At 55.4% G+C, this 26,567-nt stretch carries 18 protein-coding genes; 7 read left to right on the forward strand and 11 right to left on the reverse strand.

Annotation, left to right across the window (positions count from 1 at the left end):
- The first annotated feature begins 220 nt into the window (after nt 1-220).
- The gene (locus BA177_RS17440) at nt 221-2,011 is read left to right on the forward strand and encodes an SLC13 family permease (protein WP_068618352.1); all 1,791 of its coding nucleotides are present in this window, start codon (nt 221-223) and stop codon (nt 2,009-2,011) included.
- A 118-nt stretch (nt 2,012-2,129) separates the two neighbouring features.
- On the opposite strand, the gene BA177_RS17445 is transcribed toward BA177_RS17440, so the two are convergent.
- Nucleotides 2,130-3,056 (reverse strand): universal stress protein, encoded by a 927-nt coding sequence (locus tag BA177_RS17445; protein WP_068618354.1) that lies wholly within the window; start codon nt 3,054-3,056, stop codon nt 2,130-2,132.
- A gap of 168 nt (nt 3,057-3,224) precedes the next feature.
- Here BA177_RS17445 and BA177_RS17450 point away from each other — a divergent pair, with 168 nt between their 5' ends.
- Nucleotides 3,225-3,455 carry a hypothetical protein gene (locus BA177_RS17450; RefSeq protein ID WP_068618356.1) on the forward strand — a complete coding sequence of 77 codons (231 nt, stop codon included), beginning with the start codon at nt 3,225-3,227 and terminating at the stop codon, nt 3,453-3,455.
- Between the two features lie 101 nt (nt 3,456-3,556).
- Here the strand turns inward: BA177_RS17450 and BA177_RS17455 are convergent, their stop codons facing one another.
- From BA177_RS17455 to BA177_RS17485, 6 genes are all read right to left on the reverse strand, one after another.
- The gene (locus BA177_RS17455; RefSeq protein ID WP_068618358.1) at nt 3,557-4,474 is read right to left on the reverse strand and encodes a hypothetical protein; all 918 of its coding nucleotides are present in this window, start codon (nt 4,472-4,474) and stop codon (nt 3,557-3,559) included.
- On the reverse strand, nt 4,464-4,655 hold the full coding sequence (locus tag BA177_RS17460) for a hypothetical protein (protein WP_068618360.1): 192 nt from the start codon (nt 4,653-4,655) through the stop codon (nt 4,464-4,466). The genes BA177_RS17455 and BA177_RS17460 overlap by 11 nt, the downstream gene beginning before the upstream one ends.
- A gap of 209 nt (nt 4,656-4,864) precedes the next feature.
- Nucleotides 4,865-5,647 carry a DUF6331 family protein gene (locus BA177_RS17465; protein WP_156762898.1) on the reverse strand — a complete coding sequence of 261 codons (783 nt, stop codon included), beginning with the start codon at nt 5,645-5,647 and terminating at the stop codon, nt 4,865-4,867.
- 101 nt (nt 5,648-5,748) lie between these two features.
- Entirely contained in the window at nt 5,749-6,909 is a 1,161-nt protein-coding gene (locus BA177_RS17470) for a WD40 repeat domain-containing protein (RefSeq protein WP_156762899.1), read from the reverse strand.
- A 319-nt stretch (nt 6,910-7,228) separates the two neighbouring features.
- On the reverse strand, nt 7,229-7,639 hold the full coding sequence (locus BA177_RS17475) for a DoxX family membrane protein (RefSeq protein ID WP_156762900.1): 411 nt from the start codon (nt 7,637-7,639) through the stop codon (nt 7,229-7,231).
- A 258-nt stretch (nt 7,640-7,897) separates the two neighbouring features.
- A complete protein-coding gene (locus BA177_RS17485) occupies nt 7,898-9,337 on the reverse strand; it encodes a sulfatase family protein (RefSeq protein WP_082990229.1) in 1,440 nt (479 codons plus the stop codon).
- An 899-nt stretch (nt 9,338-10,236) separates the two neighbouring features.
- On the opposite strand from BA177_RS17485, the gene BA177_RS17490 reads away from it, so the two are divergent.
- Complete coding sequence (locus BA177_RS17490; protein ID WP_068618369.1) at nt 10,237-12,639, forward strand: DUF5916 domain-containing protein; 2,403 nt, start codon at nt 10,237-10,239, stop codon at nt 12,637-12,639.
- Nucleotides 12,640-12,666: 27 nt separating this feature from the next.
- Here the strand turns inward: BA177_RS17490 and BA177_RS17495 are convergent, their stop codons facing one another.
- Together BA177_RS17495 and BA177_RS17500 are read right to left on the reverse strand one after the other, a co-directional pair.
- The gene (locus tag BA177_RS17495; RefSeq protein WP_068619611.1) at nt 12,667-13,239 is read right to left on the reverse strand and encodes an NnrU family protein; all 573 of its coding nucleotides are present in this window, start codon (nt 13,237-13,239) and stop codon (nt 12,667-12,669) included.
- 102 nt (nt 13,240-13,341) lie between these two features.
- On the reverse strand, nt 13,342-15,645 hold the full coding sequence (locus tag BA177_RS17500) for a nitric-oxide reductase large subunit (protein ID WP_068618371.1): 2,304 nt from the start codon (nt 15,643-15,645) through the stop codon (nt 13,342-13,344).
- 452 nt (nt 15,646-16,097) lie between these two features.
- Between BA177_RS17500 and BA177_RS17505 the strand changes: the two genes are divergently transcribed.
- Entirely contained in the window at nt 16,098-16,616 is a 519-nt protein-coding gene (locus BA177_RS17505; RefSeq protein ID WP_068618373.1) for a PH domain-containing protein, read from the forward strand.
- A 100-nt stretch (nt 16,617-16,716) separates the two neighbouring features.
- Nucleotides 16,717-18,117 carry a PH domain-containing protein gene (locus tag BA177_RS17510; RefSeq protein ID WP_197493224.1) on the forward strand — a complete coding sequence of 467 codons (1,401 nt, stop codon included), beginning with the start codon at nt 16,717-16,719 and terminating at the stop codon, nt 18,115-18,117.
- Between the two features lie 115 nt (nt 18,118-18,232).
- Here BA177_RS17510 and BA177_RS17515 read toward each other — a convergent pair whose 3' ends face one another.
- Nucleotides 18,233-19,984 carry an N-acyl-D-amino-acid deacylase family protein gene (locus tag BA177_RS17515; RefSeq protein WP_082990231.1) on the reverse strand — a complete coding sequence of 584 codons (1,752 nt, stop codon included), beginning with the start codon at nt 19,982-19,984 and terminating at the stop codon, nt 18,233-18,235.
- Nucleotides 19,985-20,120: 136 nt separating this feature from the next.
- The gene (locus BA177_RS17520) at nt 20,121-22,880 is read right to left on the reverse strand and encodes a TonB-dependent receptor domain-containing protein (protein WP_068618379.1); all 2,760 of its coding nucleotides are present in this window, start codon (nt 22,878-22,880) and stop codon (nt 20,121-20,123) included.
- A gap of 687 nt (nt 22,881-23,567) precedes the next feature.
- Here BA177_RS17520 and BA177_RS17525 point away from each other — a divergent pair.
- The gene (locus BA177_RS17525; RefSeq protein ID WP_068619614.1) at nt 23,568-24,683 is read left to right on the forward strand and encodes a HupE/UreJ family protein; all 1,116 of its coding nucleotides are present in this window, start codon (nt 23,568-23,570) and stop codon (nt 24,681-24,683) included.
- Between the two features lie 79 nt (nt 24,684-24,762).
- Nucleotides 24,763-26,514 carry a VWA domain-containing protein gene (locus BA177_RS17530; RefSeq protein WP_197493225.1) on the forward strand — a complete coding sequence of 584 codons (1,752 nt, stop codon included), beginning with the start codon at nt 24,763-24,765 and terminating at the stop codon, nt 26,512-26,514.
- The last annotated feature ends 53 nt before the right edge of the window (nt 26,515-26,567 follow it).

The raw sequence follows: 26,567 nt of genomic DNA on the forward strand, positions 1-26,567 counted from the left end.
CTGCAATTTAACCTGGCACCTTTTACTGTCGTGCGACTCTTGCGCAAGCCGGGCTTTTCCCGAGAAGAAAGCCTCCCCGACCGGCGAGTCCGCTGACGGAGATTGTGCGCCACAAGTCTGTCGAAGCGTTCAAGCCTTGACGACAGCGGCTTTCGGGGGGTCAAATCGGGACTACAATCTGACCCGTTACTGGTGCCGCTATCGGCCGGGTGTGCCACTCATGTCACTCACACCGCACGCCATCGCTGCCATCTTGCTGACCATTTCTGCGCTGATCATTATTTCGCGCGCAAGGTTTGCGATCGAATACTCTTGCGCCGCAATACTGATTGTACTGGTGGCATTGTTTGAGTTGTTTCCGGTAACAGGCCCGCAAGCGCTGCGCGGCTCGCATTTCCTCGCCGGCTTCGGCAATGAGGCATTGATCAGTATCTGCCTGCTGCTGATGCTGGCTAAAGGCATTGATGCCAGCGGTGCATTGCGACCAATCGGCCGATTGCTGAGGCGACTCTGGCAACGCAATCAGTCAATTGCACTATTGGCCACGTTGGTAACGGCCGCATTTGTCAGCAGCTTTACCAACAACACACCCATCGTCGTCATGCTGTTACCAATCCTGGTAGGTGTAGCTCATAGTGTCGATGTAGCGCCATCGAGAATACTTATGCCAGCAGGGTTTGCGACCATCATTGGTGGCATGAGCACTACTATCGGTACGTCTACAAATCTGCTGGTAGTGTCCGTTGCCGCAGATCTTGGCATGCCAAGAATGCAGGTATTTGACTTCGTGGTACCAGCGTTTCTGACGGCCTGCATTGGCATTTTGTACTTGTGGCTGATGCTTCCCAAACTACTGCCCGATCGTGCCACGGCGCTGGCTAGTACCGATGCCCGGATATTTGAATCGGTGCTGACGCTCGATAACAGCAGCCCCATGATCGGCGCTAAGCTCTCACAGGTCATGCGTACGTTGGGCGAGGGTATTCGCATAACCCGCATTCGGCGCGGCACTGACCTCGAAATCGTGCGCTTGCCAACGCTGATTCTGCAAGCTGGCGACCAACTCAGTATCCGCGGCACGCCGGAAGAAATTCAAACAGCCAGTAACGCACTGGGTAGTGTGCTTTCACCAGGTGAGCTCTCGCGCACCAACGACGAACGAATTGTTGAGATTGTAGTGACGCGTAATTCGCCATTACACCAGAAACGCCTGTCGCAACTGCCAGCCGATACATTGCGTGGCCTGTCACCTATTGGCTGGCACCGGCCCGGACAGCGAACGATTACCCAAATGGAAAAGGCGGCCGACCCTTTGCTGCGCACTGGCGACGTGCTTCTGCTGCAAGGGCAGCGTGAGGACATTCAAAAGCTGGCCGAGACCTCAAACTTCCTGCTGCTGGCGCGAACAATTCCGGTACCGCGAAAGGCCAAAGTACCGGTGGCGCTATCGATCATGGCCGGTGTGGTAATAGTGGCCGCGCTCGGCATTCTACCGATCAGCGCGAGTGCACTGTGCGGCGTGGGCCTTATGTTGATTTCCCGGTGCCTCACCTGGAACGAAGCCTGGCGTGCAGTCGACACCCGGCTAACTCTGGTGATCGTCACCAGCCTGGCGCTCGGTACGATGCTGGTCGGCACGGGCGCCGCGGCGTTTATTGCACACAACTTCGTCGTGCTCGTGGCGGGCGTGCCGGCACCGTACGTACTGAGCGCTTTGCTGCTCATTACGGCATTACTCACCGAAGTGGTGACCAACAATGCCATTGCCGTCATAGCAACACCGATTGCTATGAGCGTCGCGCACGAACTCGGTTTGCCGCCAACACCATTCGTGCTTGCGGTCCTGTTCGGCGCGAACATGAGTTACCTGACCCCCATCGGCTATCAGACGAACCTGCTGGTGATGAGTGCCGGCGGGTATCGTTTCGCTGATTTTTTCCGCGGCGGGCTGCCACTGCAGATTCTGCTATGGCTCGCACTGTCGTTCATACTTACGATCTATTATCTGTAGCGAGAAATAGGTGTCAGCATTTTTATCGGAAAAAGGACCTGCCCCCTTTTGCGGACACTCTTTTGGTTTCCACCAGGAACCTGAGGAAAAGCAGTAACGACTGGTTGCGGAACAACCTTCACGTTTCCACTGTGCCGAAGCCTTTGGGTTTGAGCGCCAACACCGAACAGGTCGCCTGGCGCAATACCGATTCAGCCGTATTACCAATGAAAAAGCCGGGTATCCCGGTTCTACCCACTGTACCCATTACGAGCAGATCGATGTGCTCGTCGTTCGCGACCATCGGTAGAACAATTTTCGGATCACCTTTGTGGAGGTGCACCTTGGCTTTGTTTACATCCAGATTATTTTCGGCAAGCACATCATCGAACCACTTTCGGTGTCGTTGCTCCAAAGCTGTAAGCAGACTGTCGATGGTTTGTTGCGACACAGATTGGCCACGCACGATGTTTTCCCATTGCAGATCCCATACGTGAGAAATATGCAGTTCGGCATTGGTGAGCCCGGCAACGTATTTCCCCCATTGCAAGACGGTATCCGCAAGCGCTGATTTCTGCGTATCTGAGGGCACCAGATCAACAGCTACCATGATCCGTTTGATCTCCGGGGATTGCGTTGGTTTGAATACCCAGACCGGAACCGGACACAAACGGAAGAGTTGCATATCCGTACTGCCGAACAGAAATTCGAGCTTTCTACCCTCGCTCTCTGCTGGCTTTATGACGAGGTCGCAATCAGTTTCGGTCACCTCACGAATGATCTCTCGGCCCGGCTTGCCATCGCGTTGCTTTATCGTCGCCTCGACCCCTTCTTTCACCAACGCTTCCGCAATTTTCTGGAACTCCCGCAATTGCGCGGCGGCTGCCCAGGTGTGGAGATTAGACAGCGCAACTCGGGTGTCCGGATCATCGGGGGGCGGATCGAGCACACCCAGTAACGTAACCTTTGCACCAGAACCCCGTGTTACCGCCAGTATCTGAGCAACTAATGCCAGGGGGTCGTAACTTCCCTGCGGGACTACAATAATGTTCTTAACGGATTTCATTTCAGCTACTCTGGAGAAATGGCCTCAGGTGAGATGGTCCGGGTACATTTTAGACGAGTTAACGGGGTTAATTTTGAGACACCTTTGCCAACAGTACCCACTACTCGAAATGATCGCTCGGCCCCTCCGGTTTATGCGTATGCTGGGCCTTTGACTTACGAGCTGCCAATGACCAACTTACAGTCGACAATTAAAGTACAGCTGGATCAGGAATCACAAATAGGTCATCGCGTAACACTGGTCGAGCGGTTGCAGCGAATCAGTGGTGTTACTGAGGCTCGTTTCGATTCCGGCAATCACCGCCAGCTTACGATTACGTTCCGCGAAGGGTCACTAAGTCCGCCCACATTGCTTGATTTTCTGGCTACCCACAATGCGCCTGGGACTTTGTCTTTGTAATCAAGGGGCCATACTGTGAACAGCAAGGCAGGGCCTGCTGTTTCGCATGACGGTACAAACGGTATCCAAAATTGGCGCCGGGCGCCGGCACCTGGCGATATCTAGTTTAGCGGCGTGATGCAGCTTTCCAGGTAACCTTCAACGTTAGCTTCCGGTACGCGTCCATAGACCGTTTCGAAATCCCGGTCCGCTTCAATATCGGCAATCATGCCCGATACAACCGTCGCAGGTTCCTGCTTGACGATGTTGGTCGCTATGCACTTGCAGGCCTGTGTCGGACCCTCTTTGGAAAAGGCGAACGCCATAGTGAGAATACTGGATTCGCACACGGATGCGATTTGCCGAATCTTGCCGTCCTCCAAACCCTTTGCGGCGCCCAGCAAGATCCTTGCAGCGATTTCAACGTTGCTCATAGCGTTGCTGCTGGAGCTGCTACTGGTGCGGGTCTCGCTCGCGGATGGCGTTATCGACGACGCCGGCCACGGCATCAGCAGGTCCGAACCTCGTGCATTCAGGTTGTAGGTGGGCCAGTTGCCGTTCGGAATGACGCCGAATGACATTTTGAACTCGGCGAAGCCCTCCTCGCAGGGCGGCTTGTAACGTTGACTGATCGCACCGTGAGTGTCGTCATCCGAAAGCCGGTCGTTGGTTGGCACGCAAAGCAATGCCGGGGCCCACTCCGTACTACCGACCGAGGTTGCATCTTCCAGCACGTAGACCGGGTTACCGCGTACTCCTTTATTGTTGACCTGCAAAAAGCCAAGCGCGATGGTTTCGTAGCCTGACAGGGCAACGTCTTCGCAATCGCCAGGCTCGACCGTATGCCAGGCAGATATTTTGGCCGTGTAACCACCGAAGAACGAATCGTTGGTGCCGAAGGCGACGTAGTGCAGGTCGATATCGCCTTTGTTGCAAACGTCCACCGAGTTGCCATGATCAAATGCCTGCGCATACCCGGGGATGGGGGCTACGGTCGCAAGCAATACCAGACTTATTATTCGTGCAACGCTATTCCGCATGCCGCATTTCCTTGTCCGTGGTTGATTCGTTCAATTGGTTGTCAATGTCCGGGCGCTCCTGAAGCCGCCGCTTTTTCTTGGCCGCGTTCTTGATTTCAGCGTTGTAGCTACGGTGATCCATGGATCTGTGGCCCAGTTTTCCACCGCTGCCAGCTTCGGTCGGTCCTTTGTGTTTACTCATTATTTTCCACCCGGCAAGCGTAGCGAGTATTGCTGAGTGAATGTGAAAGCTACCTGAACGGCGGCGCGAAACCGACACCGAACGCCAATTATTCCGGTCATCAGGCCGAATTCCACTCGACAACCGCAGTCACAGGGCGCAGCGACGCGAATCGAACGAAAGAAATTGCGTCGATATCATTGGACGGCAGCATCAGAACTTTTACCAGGCTATTCACCTCGTGCAAGCACGGCGCGAAAATGTTCTATCAGACTACACACTTCCTGTTTCATTAGTTTGTCGTTGAGCATCTCACTGCTGACCACCTCAATCGAGTCGTCCAGCTGTTCAAGATCGATCAATACTTTGTCGAGCAAACCGGCCAGTTCACGACGCCCCTGTTCATCGGCCTGCTTCAGTACATTGTCGGCGTGGAAGCTAAACGCCTCGATACGACAGCATTCCGGCACACAGTGCTGCAAGCCGCGCAAGAATGGTCTCAGTGGCCGCAATATCCCATCAATGTTCTCGGATTTGCGTCCCTTGAAGTCCACGTTTCGGGTGATCCACTCGGTCTTTGCGATCGGAATACCAATAACAGAGTGCTGGGCGGACCACGAAAGCTGTTTGACGGTCGGGTTGGAGCGGATTTTCGACTTCAGCGCCTCAAACCACTCGTCCATTGTCGCGCTGGTCCACAGACTGCGTTCGGTGATGACGAAACCGTCACAGGAATTACCGACCAGTGAATCTGAAAGCGTTTTGTATTCCAGCTCCGATATCTGAAACGGCTCCCAGCTGTAAGATTTGCCTGCCTGGCCACTACTGAAAAGCTCGTTCATCAGATGACGGGGTGGGATCACCCCGAACTGGCCGATGGCAGCACTCAATGGAGTGATAGTCGACGATGCAACGAATTCATTCAGTGGTTCAGTCGTGACTGTGACGTTGGGTGTCTCCAACTCACCGTCGTAGCTATACCAGCTGGAACGAGTAACCGTTACTGATCGCATCAAGTTTCTCCGTCTACGTATTGCACTGCCCGAGCCTGCCCGGGTTCCGCCCGCTCAATCGCCAATTATTCATATTGGCTGCCATTCATTGCAGCCTGCCACTAGCCTTCCAGCTCAAACACGCTGATTTGATCAGACCGACAGGAAACCAGCAGCTTGCTGGAGTCCGGCGAAAAGCGGATCAGCCCCGAATCATCGACATCCTGTTCGATACCGTCCACTACTACTGTATCCGTCAGACAACCCCGGACCAGATCCGTGATATGAACCTCACCAGAGCGCGCACAAAGACTGGCCAGGTAGAGCGAATCCGGAGAAACAGCAATTTGATCGACGCCGCACTCCTGTGACTGCAGTGAACCGCCGTCGTGAGATTCGGTACAGAATAATTCGCGTCCGTTCGTAGCGTCCAGGCAGCGGACAAACGGTTCACGCAGAGTGTTGCGTTCGGTCACGACCAGAATACGGCTGCCATCGGGAGTCACTGTGGGCAGAAGCGCGGCACGGTTGTCAGTTTCCAGCGCGAAGAGAGGTTCGCCATTCTCGAAATCCCAGACCAGGCCATTGCAGTTATCGTTCGCCACACCCCAGCTCTCTTGCTTACTGGCCGTCAGCAAGCGCGGCGACTTTCCCGGCAGGAATACGGCCTCACTTATCGCGTCCTGGTGTCCGCCAGGCGTCTGCGTCGCAGAGTATTCGAGACGAGATACCCGGCGTTGATCGGCAACATCCCACACCGAGACTTCGTTTGCGCGATGCGGTACTTCAACGTTGTGCTCGCGCCACCCTTTCCACGATGCCGCATGCTGCAGGTCCGGTGACAAACAGAGTTGCGCATGGCCTTGGGGCAGGAAATCCAGCGGGTAGAGGTAACCCTTCTGGAAATCGTACAGATGGCCGAGGCCTGACGGCTCGAGACGAGCAAGATCCGTACCTGACGCGACGGTGTTATTGTGACTCTTGAGCAACACCCCTGACGCGTCCACGAACCAGCAAGGTCCGTAGTTCACGGTCAGCAATGCATGACTGCGGAGATCGAAAACGCGGCTGAATACGCCCGGATGATCAATAGCCGGCAGCATTGCCAGGTAGTAACGGCCGCAAGCGGACAATATGCTCCGGCCCCGTGCCTCCTCCCACCGCCACTCCGGCGAAACATAAGCGCTGCTCTCGGGCGTTCTCCACGGATTGAGGTGGGCTTCTTCGAAACCGCGGTAAATGTCCCGGCGTCGTGCAATCAGATCGTCATGTACTGTCCACACCGATGTTGAGTCCGCGCTGAAGCCGGCAGATTTCACGGGACTCACAAGGCGGTGGTTAAGAACTTGGGTCGACGTCATTTTTATTATTGGTCGGAAGCGTGCGAAACGTTCAACGATGGGCGCGGCCATCAGAAGGGACTCTAGTCTATCTTCCACCACCAGAGTAGTTCAGTGACAACATTATTCGCCGCAGGATGACACGCATCGCAGGCGAGAACCGTGCGGACGACGGCTGGCAAAATCATCTGCACGGCATTGCCGCATCATTTCGACAGTTGGCAACTGCCGAAACGATACCGCAGCCCTGCGAGAGCGGGAATCACCGCGTACGGCGACTGTCCAGAGAAAGCACATCGTCATCCTTGAACGATTGCAGTACCAGCGCCGCAGCCAGAACAATCAATGACGGATAGAACAGGACATTGGTGCCCTCCAGAAACCAGCCCCATGGATCGATGATCGATTTCCAGACGCCCAGCGCGGTAGCGGCAGCAATGAGCGTCTGCGCTGGATAGGCGACCCGCCGGAACAAGCCCACGATCAACAGCACACCCAGCAATACCTGCAGACCTCCGAACACGGTCTGTATTGTCGCGTTTGCCCCAAGCCCCATATAGAAAGCTTCGGACACGCGTACGCCATGCTCAACGTTGACCAGCTTGTCGATTCCCCAGAGGACCTGTAGCCAGCCCATAGAAACGCGTAAAAAAAGTACGGCAAATGTCTTCATGAATCCTCCAGTGGATTGCTTGGGTTGTAGCGCGCCACCCGCACATGCTGTCGTTCGTTGACGTGTATGGGCAGCGTGCCTGCTTCCAGATTGGGCAGAATGAAAAAGACCGGTTACCCGAGCAGATTATTACGCGAACCGGTGTCGCACTGGATTTTCGGCATTCGGGTACAGGCAAAACAACGGTGAATCAACGGCTCTGCGACCGCGACACACTGAAGGTGCCGGGTTAGTGCCGCGGCCAATGACCGGATGAGTTCAGTGCTGGGTCAACGGTACCGGGTCACTCACCCAGCCCGCAGGCCGGCTGTTGGTCGACATTTCGACTTCGAATGCGTCGATTTTTCGCTGGAGCTCCGCCGCAATCTGACCGAACTCATCAAGCACGTTGTGCTGTTCCCCGATGTCACTATCCAGATTGTACAGCGCCGTCGGTTCTCCGTCGGACGTGTGCAGTTTCCATCGTCCGGATCGAACGGCGGCGATGGTGTTCTCGACGAAATAGTAAAAGTCGTCGTGCGGGCTTTTTGCCGCCTGCGTCAGAACGGGCCAGACATTCTTGCCATCGATAACTCGGTCATCTGGCAACTGCGCGGATGCCAGCTTGGTCAGCGTAGGCAACAAGTCCATTGTCGACATCAATTCACTGTTTGTCTGGCCGACCGGGAGCGTTCCCGGCCAGCGAACAATCGCAGGCTCCCGCACACCGCCCTCAAATGCACTGCCTTTGCGGCCACGTAGCGGCGCTGCACTGCCAACCACGGGTCCATTGTCGGAAGTAAAAATAACCAGCGTTTGCTCATCCAGTCCGAGTGACTTCAGTGTTTTCAGTACTTCGCCAACCGACCAATCCAGCTCAGCAATTGCCTGTGGATACAATGCACGACGGCCCTGATAATTGATCGTGCCACGCTCTTCCCTCAAGGCAGCACGTGCCTCGTCCGACGCGTTATCGAGAAACGCTGGCGCAACATGAATTGGCTCATGAGGAGCCGGATGCGCCAAGTACAAAAAGAACGGCTCCGATTGGTGTTCCGAAATGAACTGTATCGCCCGCTCGGTCATTCTTGCGGTCAGTTGATCAGCATCCGGGTCCGTCTCTATGACTGTTTCGCCTTCGATTAAAGGCAAAGGCGGAAAGTTGAACCGCTCCTGTAAGGGATGAAACGGATGAATATCGTGGCTGTAGGGAATCCCGAAAAACTCATCAAACCCGTGCCTCGTGGGAAGAAATACGCGCTGATCACCCAAATGCCATTTGCCAACCATGCCCGTCGCGTACCCGGCTTCCTGCAACACTTCGGCAATGGTCACCTCATCGGGGTTCAGACCTTTCGGGTCTTCCGCCAGCAACACCATGAAATCCGAACCGTAAGCCATGTCGATTCGTCGTGGATAGCTGCCGGTCATCAATGCCGCTCTCGACGGTGAGCACAATGGTGCCGCCGAGTAAAAGTTGGTCAGTTGCAGTCCTTCTGCCGCCATTTGGTCAAGATTCGGAGTTTGCAATTGCTCTCCGCCAAAGACACCAACATCGGCGTAGCCCTGATCATCCGTGAAAATTATGATGAAGTTCGGTTTGGACTCATTGCTCTGCGCAATGCTCACACTGGAGAGCAGTGCGAGCAGGAATATTCGAGCCCACGCACCAGGGCGGGTGCGCCCCACAATTGAGTTATATATAAAAAAGTTATTCATATATGATCAGCTCAATGCAAAACTACGCACCACCCTGCAAGCTGTCAAGCCATAAACGGTACCAATGCGGTTTGCGTCTGGCGCAACAATTCAGCTGATTTTTTCTGCCACGGTGACAGAGACGCGTCCGCTGTACCCGGGCCAACAATCGGCGCGCATCATGAGTAGGCAAACAGGGTAGAAACACAGCCTCGCCGGTTTGCGTACGCGGCTTGCTGTATCAGGAAGGAATGCACCGCCGGCCCTGAACGGCCGACGGTACTAACTGACTCTCGGGTATTCGGCGGAAGCAGCCCGCGAACCACTCCGGGTCGCACTCCATCAGCTCTGCGACCGGCTGCCGTGCATCGTCACTCGCCGATACGCCCTCTTTCGTTTTTCTTGGCTTTCTTGGCGGCCTTTTTCTCTTTTGCCGTCATGGCCGGCTGTTTCCTCGTTTCTTTGTTGCTTCTTTGTTCTTTGCCCATGGACTTGTCCTCGTTGTGAGCAGAACACTGCATTCACGCCCCTATGAACGGACGCTGGTCGTTAGATTACAGGAGAAAGCAAAGTTTTATCGTAGATGCTGTGTGACACATCTGGTTCAGGCACGCTTGTGAAACAGAACCCAGCGCTACAGACTACCCGTCCGGGCGCTGTATCATGCAGCGCCCGGACGGGTAGTCTGCAGGTACCGCAAGAAGAGTCGGCAGCGCAAAGAACGGTATATTGAGCAACAACTCGCAACGCCAATAGCACGAAAGGACCGGGAACAGGTCAGAATACAGATTGTGCGAGGCTGTTTATCGGCCGCGCGGTACGTCATCGTACAATAGCTTTGGGGGGGATACCTTGAGTTGGCCACTGCCAGGCAAACGCGTGTGCGTGTGCATGGAAAGCCCGGGTCAGGGAAATTTAAGATGCATCGAAGCGTACATTCCGCGATTTCATTTCTTTTGGCGTCAGGGGCCAGTGGTGTCCTGTTTGCTGATCAGGCCGTGAACGATCAGATGGTCACTTCGGCGACTCCGCGCGCCGCTACTGTTTCAATGCCGTTTGTCGAAGAATCCGCTGCAAATATTGTTATCGACGGTCATCTCGATGAAGCAGCGTGGTCCATCCCGCCTGCCAACCCGCCGTTGCGCGTCACCGAACCGGATACGCTTGCCCTTTCCGAATGGTCAACTGACTTCCGCGTTTTCTACACGTTGCGTGGCGTCTACGTGTCTTTCGACATGGTGCAGCCAGCGAAAACGCTCGTCGAACGTATTACTGCCCGCGACAATGTCAGCGAGGTTCGCGATCGGGTCACGGTCAATTTTGATATGTCGGGCAGCGGACTATACGGCTACTGGATGAGTATCGCTCTGGGCGACAACCTCATGGACGGCACGCTTCTTCCCGAACGCCAGTACAGCCGCGAATGGGATGGAGCATGGTACGGCGCCAGCCAGCGTACGGATAAAGGCTGGAGCGCCGAGGCATTCATTCCATGGTCGCAAATGAGCATGCCTGCGACGGCCGGCGAACGGAAAATTGGTGTGCAAATATCTCGCAGGGTCGGCTCACGGAACGAAACCTGGGCGTGGCCCGCGTTGCCGGATTCACGCGCAAGCTTCATTAGCGAATTTCCAAAGTTCACGCTGCAAGGTGTTAATCCCCGTAGCCAGTGGAGCCTGTTTCCGTATGCGTCGGCTACCTATGATCGCGTCGATCACGAGGCCCGCTTCAAAGCCGGCGTAGATCTGTTCTGGAGGCCATCGACAGACTTGCAGCTGACCGCAACGCTTAACCCCGACTTCGGTTCAGTCGAGTCTGATGAAGTAACTGTTAATTTGACGGCGGATGAAACATTCTTTCCGGAGAAACGGTTGTTCTTCCTTGAAGGCCAGAACATCTTCAACACAACATCGCGCGCAACTTCCAGCTCGCAGCGTTTCACGGTGGTGAACACACGGCGTATTGGCGGCCGGCCACGCAGGCCGGCGCTGCCACCCGGTACCCGACTGCCATTGCGTCAGGCGGTGCAACCCAACGAATTGCTGGGCGCGGCCAAGGTAACCGGTCAGCGGGGGCCGCTGCGCTTTGGTCTGCTTGGCGCGTTCGAAGACGAGAACTCTTTCAATGTCGATGGCACTGAGTACCTGCAGGACGGGCGTAGCTTTGGAGCATTCCGGGTTCTGTACGAAAACAGCGAGGGTGATACCTACCGCGGGCTGGGAATGATTTCGACAATTGTCGCGCACCCGGATGTTGCTGCCGTCGTCCATGCGGCGGACTTCAAATACCTTGGCCGCGACGGCCGGTGGGGCGTTGACGGTCAGGTTCTGACCTCCGATCGTGACGAGAGCGGGCGCGGCTATGGTGCCTACGCCGACATTAGCTATAACCCGCGACAGGGCCTGACCCACAAACTGGAACTAACCGCGCTCGACGACACATTGAATGTAAACGACCTTGGCTTCCAACGACGTAACGATGTTCGTGAAGCATGGTATAGCCTGGAGTGGGTCAAATCAGGTCTTAAACGCATTCGCGATTTCACGATTTCGCCGTTCATCCGCTATGAAGTCAATGGCGATGGTTATCGAACCAACAACGCACTCGCATCGAGCTTCAATTTCAAATTGAACAATCTGGATGAAGTCGAGGTTTCCGGCGCTTACTTTCCACAGCGTTACGATGACCGCAACAGCTTCGGCAATGGTGTATTCGATGTCGCTACCCGCAGAAGCCTCAGCTTCCTGTACCGAACCAACACAGCAAAGCGAGTGAGCGTGTACGGCAAGGTTAATGTGCAGGAAGAATTTGTTGGCGACACTACCTACGAGGCTCAAGCCGGCGTAGTCTGGCAGCCGCACAGCAATTTCAGGGTTGACCTGAAAACCACCTGGTTTGATCGCAATGGCTGGCTGTTGCACCAGGAGGGCAGAAACTTCACGGCCTTCGACGCTCGTCAGTGGCAGCCGTCACTGAGCGCCGACTACTTTCCGACAGCGCGCCAGCACCTGAGCGTCGGACTGCAATGGGTCGGTATTCGTGCCCAGGAAAGCGAGTTCTATGAACTCGCAACAGACAGCACCGCGCTAACTGCCGTCCCGAAACCGCCGGGACCCGCAGACGATTTCAGTCTGTCCCAACTCAGCTTTCAACTGCGCTATCGCTGGCAGATAGCGCCGCTGTCAGACCTTTACATCGTGTACACGAAAGGCGACTCGCGGCGCCGCGACTATCTGCCTTATTCCGATCTGTTCCGTGACTCCTGGAGCGATCCGCTGGAAGATCAGCTGGTGATCAAACTGCGTTACCGGCTGGGTTCATAGGTCAGCCGGACGACGAGGGCCGGGGCACTAGATGCCAAACGGTGACACGCCGAACCATACCCGGTGCAGCCAGGTCACCATCAACACGTACCCAGCGATGCCAATCACAATCAAGAGAGCATCGTTCATGGCGGTCGGCGGCGCACCAGGGACGGGCCGCGCCACACGGTGCTTCATTGAGATGCGGTCCACGATGGCCCAGACAAGGATCGAGCCGAACAGCACGACATCGGCCAGCATTCCATTGACCAGCAAATGCGCTACGGCCCATAGCTTGACAGCAATCAGCTGTGGGTGACGCGTTGCCGTCTTGATGCGGCCGGGAAAGTACGGCGCAAAGAACAAAATAAACACGGGCAGCAGCAGCAATGCCGCCACATGCCGCAATCCTGCAGGGGGCAGGTAAAGAACGACGGGCTCCATTCGCGCAGCAGCATAACCGCGTACGATCAGGTACAGGCCGACGATAGCCACCAAACTGTAGAACGCTTTCCAGGCAAGTTCGCTGCGCGCGGCCAAACGGTCACGCAGACCGCTGGCAACGATCGACACCGAGTGAATACCGAGAAACAGCAACAGGCCGAGCAAGAGCGTGGTCATGACGATCATCCGATAGCGAATAAAGGTTCAGTCTACCGGTTTCCGAGTAGCGATTCGGCATGAAACGGTATCAGATCCATCTTTTCAAATTGACCTGACACCTCATGCCTCCGGGTTTGGTGCCGCTCTAACGCCAGCTCTTTGCGGCCGGCCGGGCACATACGCGCGATAAACAAACCACGCGAAGGCAAATACGCCAACACTGAACACAATGTCCCCCGGCACCCGTGCCCAGACCAGCGCCTCCATTATCGGGCTGTGAATCAACTCGGCAGAGCGGGCGAAATAGTAGCCTTTGTCGATGCTGATGTAAGTCTGGATCACGCCCTGTGGCAACAGCGACAGGAACGTCATCATCGCCAGGCCAATATTCAGTGACCAGAATGCTGTCTTGATCAGCTTCTCATTCCACAGGGCCGTATTAGTGAGACCACGCAAACAGTAGAGGGTCAGTCCGAGTCCAAGCATGCCGTAGACACCAAACAGCGCGGCGTGACCGTGATTGGCAGTCAGGTTGAGCCCTTGCATGTAGTACAACGCGATTGGCGGATTGATAAGGAAGCCGAACAGGCCCGCGCCAACTAAATTCCAGAACAGGACAGCGGCGAAGAACATGAATGGCCAGTGGTAGTTACGTTCCCAGACCGCCTCGTGTTCGACTTTGTATCGGGTATAGGCTTCAAAGCCGACCACCAGCAACGGAACGACTTCAAGCGCGGAGATCATTGCACCAACCGCAATCACCGACGTTGGCGTGCCACTGAAGTACAAGTGATGGAACGTCCCGAGGACGCCACCGAACAGAAAGATGATCGTCGCAAACAACACCATCACGGTTGCCGTGGATGTACGCAGGATACCCATGCGCACGAACAGCAGCGAGATGATCGCCGTGGCAAATACTTCGAAGATTCCCTCAACCCACAGGTGGACTACCCACCAGCGCCAGTACTCCATGATCGCGATATGGGTGTTCTGCCCCCACATCAGACCCGCCGCATACAGCAGGCCTATGGCGATTGCCGATACGAGCACGAGATAGATCAGCGACTTGCCACCTTTTTTCTTCAGTACCGGCAACATCCCCCGAACCACCAGGGCAACCCAGAGAAACAAACCAATGGTCAGGTAAATCTGCCAGAAGCGGCCAAGGTCAACGTATTCATAACCCTGATGTCCAAACCAGAAGTTCAACGTCAGATCGTTGAAGAAGCGGTGCACCGCTGCCCATTGGCCCGCAAACGAACCGATAACGATGATCAGCAGGCTGATAAAGAGAAAGTTCACTCCGAAGCGCTGAAACTTGGGGTCGCGGCCACTAATCATGGGCGCGACGTACAAACCCGTTGCCAGCCAGGCCGTCGCGATCCAGAGCACTGCGAGCTGAGTGTGCCAGGTACGCGTTACGGAGTACGGCAGGTATTCCGCAAATGGCAGTCCATAAAGCCCCTGCCCTTCGACTGCATAGTGCGCGGTAATGATGCCGAGCATAATCTGACATAGGAACATTGCGCAGACGACCCAGAAATATTTTGACGTCGCCCGCATTGAAGGAGTGATAACCGTGCTGTCCAGGATGTCGGACTGCGCAATACCGTCCTCCGGTATTATTTCCTGCCGCCAGATATCAAATTGCTTGGCGTAATAGGCGATGAGTGCACCTGCAGCGGCAAGCAGCAGGATGATGGATGCAAGACTCCACATCAAAATGTCGGTGGTCGGCTTGTTGCCAACCAGCGGTTCATGCGGCCAATTGCTGGTGTAGGTGAAGTCTTCGCCGGGACGGTTGGTTGTCGCGCCCCATGCCGTCCAGAAATAGAAGGCCGACAGTTGCTTCGCTTCCGAGTCGGTCAACAACCCATGAATGGGAAACGCGTAATCGCGGCGCAGCGCCAGCGACTCAGCGTCGCTTCCCTGGTAGAGCCTGGAAAAATGTGCCTCAACCTGTCGAATGGCCCGAGCGCGCTTATCGCTGACTGTGATGACCCCGGTTGCGGGGTCGTATGTGTTCTCACGCATCTCCTCTTGCAAAGCCGCTTTGTGCAATGCCAGATCTTCCGCCGGCGAAAGCCCTGCAAAAGGAGTTTGCTGCAGCAGCGTTAGCAGCGCTTGTGCTTCACGGTGCAGCCAGTCTGCACTCCAGTCGGGCGCAACGTAGCTGCCATGCCCCCAGATTGAACCCTGCTCCATGCCGCCAATGGATTGCCAGACATTCTGTCCGGTTTCGATATCGTCACGGGTATACAGGACTTCGCCGGACGTTGATTTAACGACGTTCGGGATGGGCGGTGCTTTCTGGTATATCTCCGCTCCAAGCAAGAGCAGAATGCCGAACATGACCACCATGCCGATGGTCAGGATGATCCATAGTCGCTTGATGCTGAACGTTTGCTTATAGCTTTCCATGATATCGCCCTTCTATGCGCAATGGTTGGTCCATAGCACCACGAACAACGCTGCAAAATGTGAGCGGTTCACGCGGCGGCGGAGACTGCGGATTGTTTGTGGCAGTGGGTAACGGCTGTCTGCTGGGGTCCTTTTTCTTATTTGGCAGGTCAATCGTTGCTACAGCGGTGGAGATACACGAACCTCATACTGGATTCTTGCGTCAGCTTAGGCGGCAAACCTGAACCGAGGAAGCCGTGGAAACTACCTAGTGTCCTGCCGGAGATCGGCGAGGGGAAAGGTGGCTGGAACAAACCGGAGTCCATGATCGACACACCTTTCCTGACTACTGTCTGGCGAAAAACGACGAACGCGTATACAGGGATTTCGACGGCGAGCCGGCAGTAGCCGTTTCCCGGGTCCGGCCAGCGCTGCTACCGTATAATGCCGCATTCCCGAACACCGGAGCAACCATGTTTCAGAATCCTGGCATACCGCTGGAAGAGTTGCCCGGTACCGATGCGGTTGAATGGCAAGCGCTCCATCCCCGCTATGCGTTGGTCATACACGTGGCTTCGGCAGCCATTCTCGTGACAATAGCGATCGCCATGGCGGTATTAAGTCTGGCGCTGCACGTTCCCTGGGTACCGGTCGGGATTCTGTACCTCGCCCTCTTCATTGCCGCTGTTTTCTCGATGACCTGGCCGGGCATCGCGGTGAAACGTTGCGGCTACGTACTGCGCGACAAGGACATCCTGTTTCGCAAGGGCGTAATCTGGCATTCAGTTACGGCGATACCGTTCAACAGGGTTCAACACGTTGAAACCAGCAGCACACCGCTTGAACGACGTTTCGGCCTTGCCACCTTGCAGTTGTTCACAGCGGGCGGCTCGGGTGGTGATTTAAAGATTGGCGGTCTCTGCAAAGACGTCGCCGAAAAGCTGCGGGCTTTTATCCTCAAGAAGGCAGGCAGCGCTATTGAGCACAACTGATTCAGGCAGGTGGCGGCGCACATCGCCTTTCGCAATTCTGTTTTTCTTCGGCAGGATTTTTCGCCTCATCGCAAAAAATGCCTGGCAATCACTGGCTCCCTTGGTAGCCCTGCTCGTCGCCTACGAGGGGAACATTGTTAACAAGTTGATCTTCGCCAGCATCGGTTTCAGTGTATTTATTTCCGCCGCGGCATTGCTCAGTTACTGGTTCTTTCGCTTCCGGATCAGCGCCGATTCCGTTCTGATCCGTCACGGTGTTTTCAAGAAGAAACAACTGGACATCAAGTTCGACCGCCTGCAAGGGATAAACACAGAGCAGGGCCTGATCTACCGCCTCCTCGGGCTGGTCACTGTCAATTTCGACACAGCCGGATCAACTGGCAATGAAGGTAATTTGCCCGCTGTAACGCAGCGCTTTGCCGACTCCTTGCGGGCCCGCCTGGAAGCTCCGTCACCAGCTCACATTACGAATGGCGAAGGCGAAGATAAGCAAAGCGAAACCAGAACCGACGAACTCGTGAGATTTGACTGGCGAGACATGCTTCGTATTGGCCTGGCCGATCGTCGTGCTTTGATTGTGTTTGCGGTCATCGGACCGTTCATAGAACGCATCGACGACCATATTGAGCGCTATTTGGCAACGCTTGTTGATATCGCTGCGGTCAACGGGGTTGAACTCGATGGCATCAGCGGAATTTCCATTGCTGTAGCGGTTTTCTTCACCGTCGTTTTCTTATTCATTGTGGTATCCATCGCAGCCGCGTTTCTGCGCTACAACAATTTTCGACTTTTGCTGCAGGGAAAAACGTTACGCTCGCATGCCGGCTTGTTGACCGCGTATGAGCACTCGATGGATCTGGGCAAGATTCAAACGCTGCGCCTCCAACAGGGCGTTGCGCTGCGGCTGATGAAACGCTTTCAGTTGACTGCACATCAGGCGATCAGCGCGCGCAAGGGGCGACGGAAGGCTTTCGAGGTACCGGTCATTACCGCGGAAATCGGCGACGCACTGCATAGCCGATTCCTGGCACCGGACGGAGGCCGTTTATCGCTGAATCCAGCCAGTAGCGGATTCGTCGCAATATCTCCCTATAGCGTCCGCTCCAAAATACTGTTCGCTGGTTTGCTGCCAGCATTGTTGGCTACCGTCGTATTGATGAAGCCACTTGGCTCTCTGGCGTTGTTTTTCCTGTTGTGGCTGCCGATCGTTGCCGCCGCGGCTTACCAAAACTGGAAACGCGCCGGCTACGTTCATGACGATGAGGAGATTATTCGGCGCTCCGGGTTGCTGGGTTACAGAACGGTAAGCCTGCTCTTTCGCAAGGTGCAACGCGTCACGGTAAGCCAGTCCCGGTATCAGCGGCGAAAGCAATTGGCCACTTTGCAGATGTATTTGGCATCGGGCAGCGTGAAAGTGCCGTATATCAAGCACGAAAAGGCGAAGCAATTACGCGACTACATACTCTACAAAGTAGAAACGAGCAGAAAGGCCTGGCATTAGCCCTTGGGCGCAACTCTGCTTTGTACCTCGCCTGTATTTACATACGTGCGTGCACTGCTTCGCGCTGGCGATGCGGCCGCACCGGATCCCGTTCAAACGACTCTGGGCTGATCAACTAACGGCCGCGTACATCTTTTCGGTTTAGAACAATACCCGGTAACGCCCCTGTCGGTCTGCCTTGATCAAAAGTGAATTTGCCATTGACGATCACGTTTTCGATGCCGCGGCTTGCGCCAGTCGGATTCTCAACGGTGGCGGTATCTGCGATCTGCTCGTAGTCAAAAATCACGATATCGGCTTTCTGCCCCGCCCGGATATAGCCTCTATCGGGAAGGCCGATGATCTGTGCTGGCAATGATGTCGACGCACGAATGGCAAACGGCAAGCTGATAACACCTTCGTCGCGCGCGAAGTGCCCGATCTTGCGAGGAAACGCACCGAAATAGCGGGGATGCTGACCAGGCCGTGGCGTCAAGGATATTCCAGCATCGGTCGACGTCGCCGTGTACTCCTGCTGCATGTAGTTCACCACATCGAATTCATCGCCTGCGAGGGGACGGAAGAGAACGCCAGACGGTGCGATGGTGTCCGCCGCAAGCGCGAAGTCGATCAGCTGCTGTACAACCGAGTTCTCGTTGGTTGCAGCAACCGCGGCCAGCGTCTTGCCCACCAATGACGGGTCTTCTGCGGCCACAATGATGTGCCGACGCGCACCGCCCTGCATCGCCATTGTGTATTCCGTATCGGCAATGATCCTTTGTCTGGTTGCGGGGTCTGCCAGGTTCTTTTGCAGGTTCGCTTTCGCTGCCGCAGGATCAATATCGAGACGATGTCCGACCAGACTCATCGGATTTGTGCCCGGTGGCGCATAGGCCCAGTCGGGCAAAACGTCGTTCGGGCCGCCACCAAACGTATTGTAGGGGTACTGGTCGAGAAACACCTGGACTCCTTCGGCCCGGGCGCGATCTATCATATTGATGTCGACTGCCGAGTGTCCCCAGGTGTCTTCCCCCTTGGCCTTGATGTGCGTGCCGACCACCCGTATGCCGGACTCGCGTCCGATGCGAATAGTCTCCATCATGCCGTCGGTGCCGGTTAAAGACTTGCCTTGGGCCATTGCCGGCAAGTCACTTTCATTCATGCTGGGGAGTTGCCATAGCGGAATCGGCGACTGGCTCCGCTGATGCGAGAAATAAAATCCGTCGTAGGGTGCGACAACTTTTGCCAGCGCTATCAACTCCTCTGTGTTGCTGAACAGCCCCGGCGAGTATTCCGGCCCGGCTCCGATTCCCCACGCGCCGTCGTTCATACCGGCCTGCACCAGTCGCTCCATCTGAGCCACTTCCTGTGGTGTCGCAACCCGCCGGAAATCGTCCTTCATCACGATCGAACGCACCGTGCCATGACCAACCATAGGGACGAAGTTCATCGGAATTCCGGGATCCCGCAATGTGGCAATTTCCTCGGAGATAGGCCAGCCGCTACGACCGTCGGCACCACCGACGACTGTCGTAATGCCCTGCGCGACCAGGTTGGGCGCACGCCGAAGATTGATGTCATCCGCCTTCAAACCCCGGTCGGAGTGCGAATGGATGTCGATGAAGCCGGGAACAACGTACTTGCCACGAGCTTCGATGGTGCGCTTTGCGTCGGTACCTCGCAACCGGCCGACAGCCACGATCTCATCGCCCCGTATGCCAACATCAGCGCGAACTTTAGGGTTACCACCACCGTCGACTACCCAGCCATCGAGTATCAGGATGTCGAGCGATACTGATTGCGCCAATGTGGTCGACGACGACGCCAGAATGGCCGTACCGGCAATAGCTCTGGCAATTCTAGCAGTTGTATTGAGAAACCTGCTCATCGGAGCTCTCCTTGCATACTGGACTGTTCAACCTTACTTCGCGCCAACTAATCAGCATACGAGGCCAATGAAGTTTTGGGGCTCAAGACCGCACTGGAAATTGCCGGCTGTGCTGGAACAGCACAGCCGGCCGTTCTTACCACCTGAACCGAACGCCCAACTTGAACGCACGACCGCGGGTGTCGTAAAGGGCTTCATTGGTGTATGGCTCGACCTGACTACTGTCGGATGGACCATTGACAACGATTGGCGGATCCCGGTCGAACAGATTCGTTACCTTGAAGAACAACTGGGTTTCAGTATCCCCGCTCATCAGCGTGTGTGACATATAGAGGTCTGTATAGAACGCACCATCAATCTGATTGTTGTTTACAGTACGATTCACGGATGTCGACACGGGACAACCCGTCAGACATTCGATATTGGAGTTATTGTAGACACCATCGCTGACACCTCGTCCGGTCAGGCCAACAGTAAACTGATCCGTGTTGTACGTAGCAGATATACGGTACAACCAATCGGGCGGACCGCTGCCAGCGTTCTCGCCGGCATCATCGGTCGCCGGGTTGATGCCGTCGTCGGTCTTGTATTCGAGATAATGTGTCGCCAGTGCCGACAGCGTTACGTCACCAGGCAGCCCTGTCATTGGGAACAAGTAGCTCATCTCCAGATCGATGCCCTCAGCGGTTTCTGTAACGAAGTTGAACGGTCCGTTACGCAACTCGGTAATAACTGTCGACCCGGTGTTGCCCACGCCAAAGTCAATTGCCTGACAGTAAACGTCGTCACCCTCGAAACAGCGATCAACAATCTGTTGCGCACCCAACTCACCGATCGCGTCATTGATGTCAATCTGGTAGTAATCCACTGACAAGCCCAGCCCTTCAACAAATGATGGGCGCCAGACCAGCCCAAGGCCCAGACTGTCGGCTTCTTCAGGCTGCAGGTTCGGGTTACCGGTTACATTCTCAGTAAACTGGACGTTGGTGGGATTGCCGGGGTCCGCCGGGTTAGGTACCTGCAGTGTATTGGTACGCCGACGGCCCGCCTCAAAGAGTTCCGAAAGGCCGGGCGCTCGAATATCGCGTGACTTGGTGAGGCGCAGACGCACATCATCGGTCACTGACCAGTTGAGCCCCACCTTCCACGTTGTCACTGAACCCGATGTACTGTAATCCGTAGCTCGCACGGCAGTGCTGAGTTCGAGATTGGCAGGCAGCGGTACCAGCGCTTCGACATACCCCTCAAACACATCATACTCACCAAAGGTTGGCAGGTAATTGCCGACCCGCCAACCGGACTGATACTGCTCCTCAACCGAACCCGAGATTTCTTCAGTTCGGTATTCAAGACCGAAGGCGAGTCCGATCGGGTCCACCCAACCTTTGACGTCAGTCGTGAAGTTGAGTGCCAGCACTTCCTGATCAAAGCGCTGCAAACGTGTCGGCCAGCCAGTCACGTAATCAACCGCCTCCGGCGTATTCACGCCGATACCCATTCGATTGAATGGAATGCAGCCGTTGCCAGGATCCGTAAGCGTCGATCGGCAAACGATTTCGCCGGTACCCGGATCGAGCACAGCATCCGTAGCCATGCCGAGGTTCGCCAGATTGGTCGCGAATACGCTTTCACGTGCTTCGGTAAAGCCTTTCTGATAGTACGTATCCCAACTCCAGTCTCGACCGAGAGCACTGAATGAACCGTTCAGGCCCACGACGTATCGGGTCACTTCACGTTCCATGTCATTGAAGCGATTTGGCAGATCACCGTTGCTGGTGCCAAGAGTAAACTCGGTAATGCCAAGATCGGTCATACGTTGCTGAACGGTTTCGGGGATAAACGCATTGTCGCCCTGAATCCGGACGTTGCCCTTATCGTAGAAAGAGCCACCCCAGCCGTAGGCATGACTTTTGTTGTACGAAGCTTCGGCGAAAGCCTCGATGCTGTCAGTGATGTTATAAGTGAGGTGTGCGAATACGCCGTCACGGTCATCCTCCGGAATCAGCGACACCGTATTGTTCGACTGACCTAACTGCCAATCTCCACCAATAGTCCATGGATCCCGGGTATTACCGTACGCGAACTGATTAACAGTACTGTTAACGCCGAAGTAGGTTCCACGCAGTGCGGTATTCGTGATTATCCCACCCGGCGTCATTACGCTTTGCCCGGCATTGCCAACAACCAGTCGCTCCGGCAGCCCATTGCCTGGCACATAGTCCGGATTGTTAACGAGGTACCAGCCGTCGTTATTCCAGTCGCGCGGCACACCGTAAATCCCTTCGCGGCGGGTTACTTCGCCGTTCAGAAGCAGATGGCCGCGGTCATTGGCGAACGATGCGCCATAACCAATGGTTGCACTCTGCGTTTCATCATCACCGCGTGAAGTCTCGCCTGCGTTGAAATCGACTTTCAGACCAGTGTAGTCGTGGTCCAGAATGAAATTCACAACGCCTGACACCGCATCCGAACCGTATGTCGCTGACGCACCACCAGTGACGACTTCAACACTTTTGACCAAAGCCTGTGGAAAGGTGTTGATATCGACTGTCCCGTTAGAGAGCGACCCAACCGACCGTCTCCCATCCAGCAACACCAAAGTACGCGTATTACCAAGTGCACGCAGATTAACGGAGTTGACGCCAGCAGTACCGCTACTCTGACTGCGGTTCGATGTTGACGGCATGCTGCTTCCGACAACGCCTGGAAGTTCGTTCACAAAGTCAGCGAGATTGGTCGGCGCTGCTGACTCGATGGTTTCCTGATTGATTACTGTTACCGGTGTTTGCGTTTCATAGCCGCTGCGCGCTACGCGCGAGCCTGTGACCATGATCTCTTCCATGCTGGCATCTGAATCTGAGCTGTCCGATGTCTCCTGCGCATGGACAGCGCCCATACCCGCAGTCAATACGAGCCCCAGCCAACTTATTGTATAGCCGCAGCATCTACGACTATTGGACCCTGAACAGGCGGCGCTCTTACGAATTCTCTTGTTAAACACTCCAGTCTCCCTGCGTTTTCTACTCCCCCACGATCTGCAACCGACCTTACTTGGCAAGAACGACAACCAACAATGAAAAGGTAGTGGGGGTGCATAACGTGACGTTATGCCGGTTTGGAGTAACGCAGCCAATATCTCTTGTCTTGATATATGGTTGAGATAACACATCAATTTGCAGCCCGCGTTGTATCTATGCGACAAGTACAACGCAATTTCTTTGCACGCAGTCCCACCATCGTCTCATGTCGTTGTTTTTCTACGGTCGGCGGGCACGGTCGCCGCAATAACGACAACTTGCGCGATCAAGTAACAGCTCGCTGCAAGGCACAAGAACCGCTTCGCTATTCAATAATGGAATAGTTTGCTTGCGGAATAGCATTGGCTTCGGCGTCAGGGAGAGCGATATGCTTGGTGGCTAACTGCGATTGCGCATGTGCCTATTCGTACGGAGTCCATGCGATAGCTTTTAAGAAGGAGCGGCGTATCTTTAGTCGTGAGAACAAGCGCTGCGTGAACGGCCTGTTTTATCAACTCTTGCATACTGCGCGAGATGCTTTACGTCTGCGCGCAACGTGCATCGACATGATCTTCACGCGCCGTACCCGGCAGTACAGGCTATTGTCCTGTCTTGTCAGCCTGCTACTCCCGAGCCTGGCCTGCGCGCAAGCCGGCAACGCATCCGTTCTGGAGCTGACGGTTGACCAACACCGTATCGCTGGCGAACTGTCTGTCGAACTCGACAATCTTAATAGCCCGCTGGAGCTTGATACCGATCTGGATGGCGAGGTTACCTGGGATGAGATACGAAACAGGCGCCCTGACATCGAGGATCACCTGCGCAATCATGTGTTCATTTTTGCCAACGGCAGCGAAGTCGATCTGCAATTCGACGAGCTGGCCTACGGTTCGTTCAACGGCATGCCTTCAATTCTCTCGCACTTTAGTGCAACGGCAGCACAGGATGTGCAGCACATCGGTATCAACAATACGCTAAGGGGCGACAGTTACCGTCTGCGACTTCGGTTCGCTGGTGCTGCGTCCCTGGACACCGTACTTCCGGCGGGCGGCGGCACTGCGTCTTTCAGCCGAGCCGAAGCAGAACGCAGTGAGCTTGGCAGATCCATCGTGAACGGAATGCTGCATATCTGGCAAGGCTACGATCACATTCTTTTTCTGCTAGTGCTCCTGATTCCTGCCGTGTTTCACCGAACCGACGCCGGCCGTGAGAGTGTGTCGAATTTCGGGCGTTTGCTAAAACAGGTCGTGATCGTCGTTTCCGCATTTACAATCACTCACTCGCTGACGCTGTCACTTGCAGCAATGAAGCTCGTCAGCTTGCCACCCCGGTTTGTTGAGATTGCAATAGCAGTATCTGTACTGCTTGCAGCTCTGCACAATTTCTTGCCAAGAACGACCGGGGTCCGCAATGCATGGCTCGCTAGCGGGTTCGGCTTGTTACATGGATTCGGTTTCGCCAATTTTCTGGGTGAGTCGATCGCTGGAGCGGCCCCGATAGTGCGCACATTGGTCGGATTCAATATCGGTGTGGAGCTGGGTCAGTTGGCTATTGTTGCTGTTTTCCTGCCGTTTGCTTTCTGGCTCCGCGACACCCGTTTTTATCGCTTTGGACTGCTATACGGTGGTTCCGGTGCTGTCTGCATCGTTTCGTTGTTCTGGATCTGGGGTCGTGCGTTTTGAGTGAGGTCGTGACCTGATGGGCTGGGGTCATCCATGGATACTCCTCGGCTTGATTCTGCCGCTTGCGGCAGCATTACGCATGCGACAAGCTCGCAGCCAACAGGCCACCGGTTATTGGCCTGGTCTACTGCACGTCACTATTGCCGGCCGAAGCGTACGTTACGCCCGACCGTCACGCGTACACTCAACGACGCTCGTTCTGGTGGCAGTCTCTCTTTCGATAGTGGCAGCGAGCCGCCCGCAGTGGGGCGCACACCCCGAACAATCCTTCAAACAGACCCGCGAAGTCTTGATCGCGCTGGACTTGTCACGGAGCATGCTCACCGAAGACGTTTCGCCGTCCCGGCTTGAGTTGTCCAAACGTATTACCGGACAGTTACTCGACAACCTGCGCGGTGAGAACGTCGGATTGATCGTTTTCTCTGGTACGGCATTCGTTCAGGTTCCTCTGAGCCCCGATTATCAGATCATTGAACAGTTCATACCCAGCCTCAATCCGGACTACATGCCGCAAGGCGGATCGAATTATGCGGGGATGCTCGATGCTGCAATTGACGGTTTCAGCGATGCCGCCGATCAGGACCGGTACCTGTTCGTACTGAGCGACGGCGAGAGCAGCACGACCGGATGGGAATCCCGTCTCCCTGATCTGGCAGAGCGTCGCATTCATGTGGTGGCTATTGGTATAGGTTCGGACGACGGTGGATTTATTCCTGACGAATGGGGCGGCTACCTGATCGATCTTGACGGTAACCCGGTCCACTCCCGGCTAATGCCGGACAACCTTCAGGAGCTGGCAAAGCGTACTCGTGGCCTCTATCGCAACGGGAATGCTCTGGGACAGGTCGAAGACCTGCAATTGCTGCTATCAGAAACAGTCATTGCCGGCAGCCCGGGAGGCACCGCCACCGGCCGGGGCATTGTGCTTGTTGAACGCTTCCAGTGGTTTCTTTTTCCTGCACTCTTGCTTGGTTTGCTTAGTTTGTGGAAACAATTCAGTTCACGTCCGACTTCGCGGCAGGTTCGCCCCAAGTTTGACAGCAAGACTCACCAACGCGGTACCTCACCACTGCGGAAGTATCAGTCCGAAGCAACGATAATGGTCGCGGTGTTGCTGCTCGCAACCGCGAACGAGCCGCAGGCCCATTTTGATTCAGAAGCTAACTTCGACGTTCGTGCCGTGTTCGACAGTAATCCGGTCGAACGGGTTCGGGTAATTGCCGAGCACCTTGCTGAGTTTGATTACGATGCATTCGATCTCCGGCTCCTGGTAGAAGAGTCAATTCGCTATGGTCAGGATACTCAGCGCACCGGCGAAACTATCGAGGCTGGTGCTATTCGCGATGCCATCGAAGCGACGGTAATTGGTGAAGGCATTGATACCGGCATAGCGGATTGGCCTTATTACCGATCGCAGCTGAACAGCATGCTGGCTGTTGTCGAAGAAGCGGCCGCGGAAGAAAGCGCGAAGAGGGACCGCGATGAGAACGTGGACGAGGAGGACGAGACACCGGTAGTCACCGGGCAGAGCAGCCAGCAAACTGCCGAAGATTCATTTGGCAGAGGCGCTGCGGCCAAGACCGACGCGGCTCTCGGAGACCTGTCAGCCGACAATGCGCCAACTGGAGAACGCGGAAAACGTCCCGCTCCGCAGAGTACCCGCACCGCAACTCTTAGAGAGTCCGCGAATGGGCGAAACGACAACGATCCCATTCTCGCCTTTTCGCGTAAGCGCCTCGAGGAAATTGCCCGCAAGGATTCGCCCGGTCGCGTGCACCAATTATTGACGGATGGAACCGTCCTTGAAAATCAGAATAAATTCGACTGGTAATGACTCTGCAACGCACCATACGGTACCGTTTTCCGGATTGCCTGACTCGCAGG

The organism is Woeseia oceani, from assembly GCF_001677435.1.
GTDB classification, from domain to species: Bacteria; Pseudomonadota; Gammaproteobacteria; order Steroidobacterales; family Woeseiaceae; genus Woeseia; species Woeseia oceani.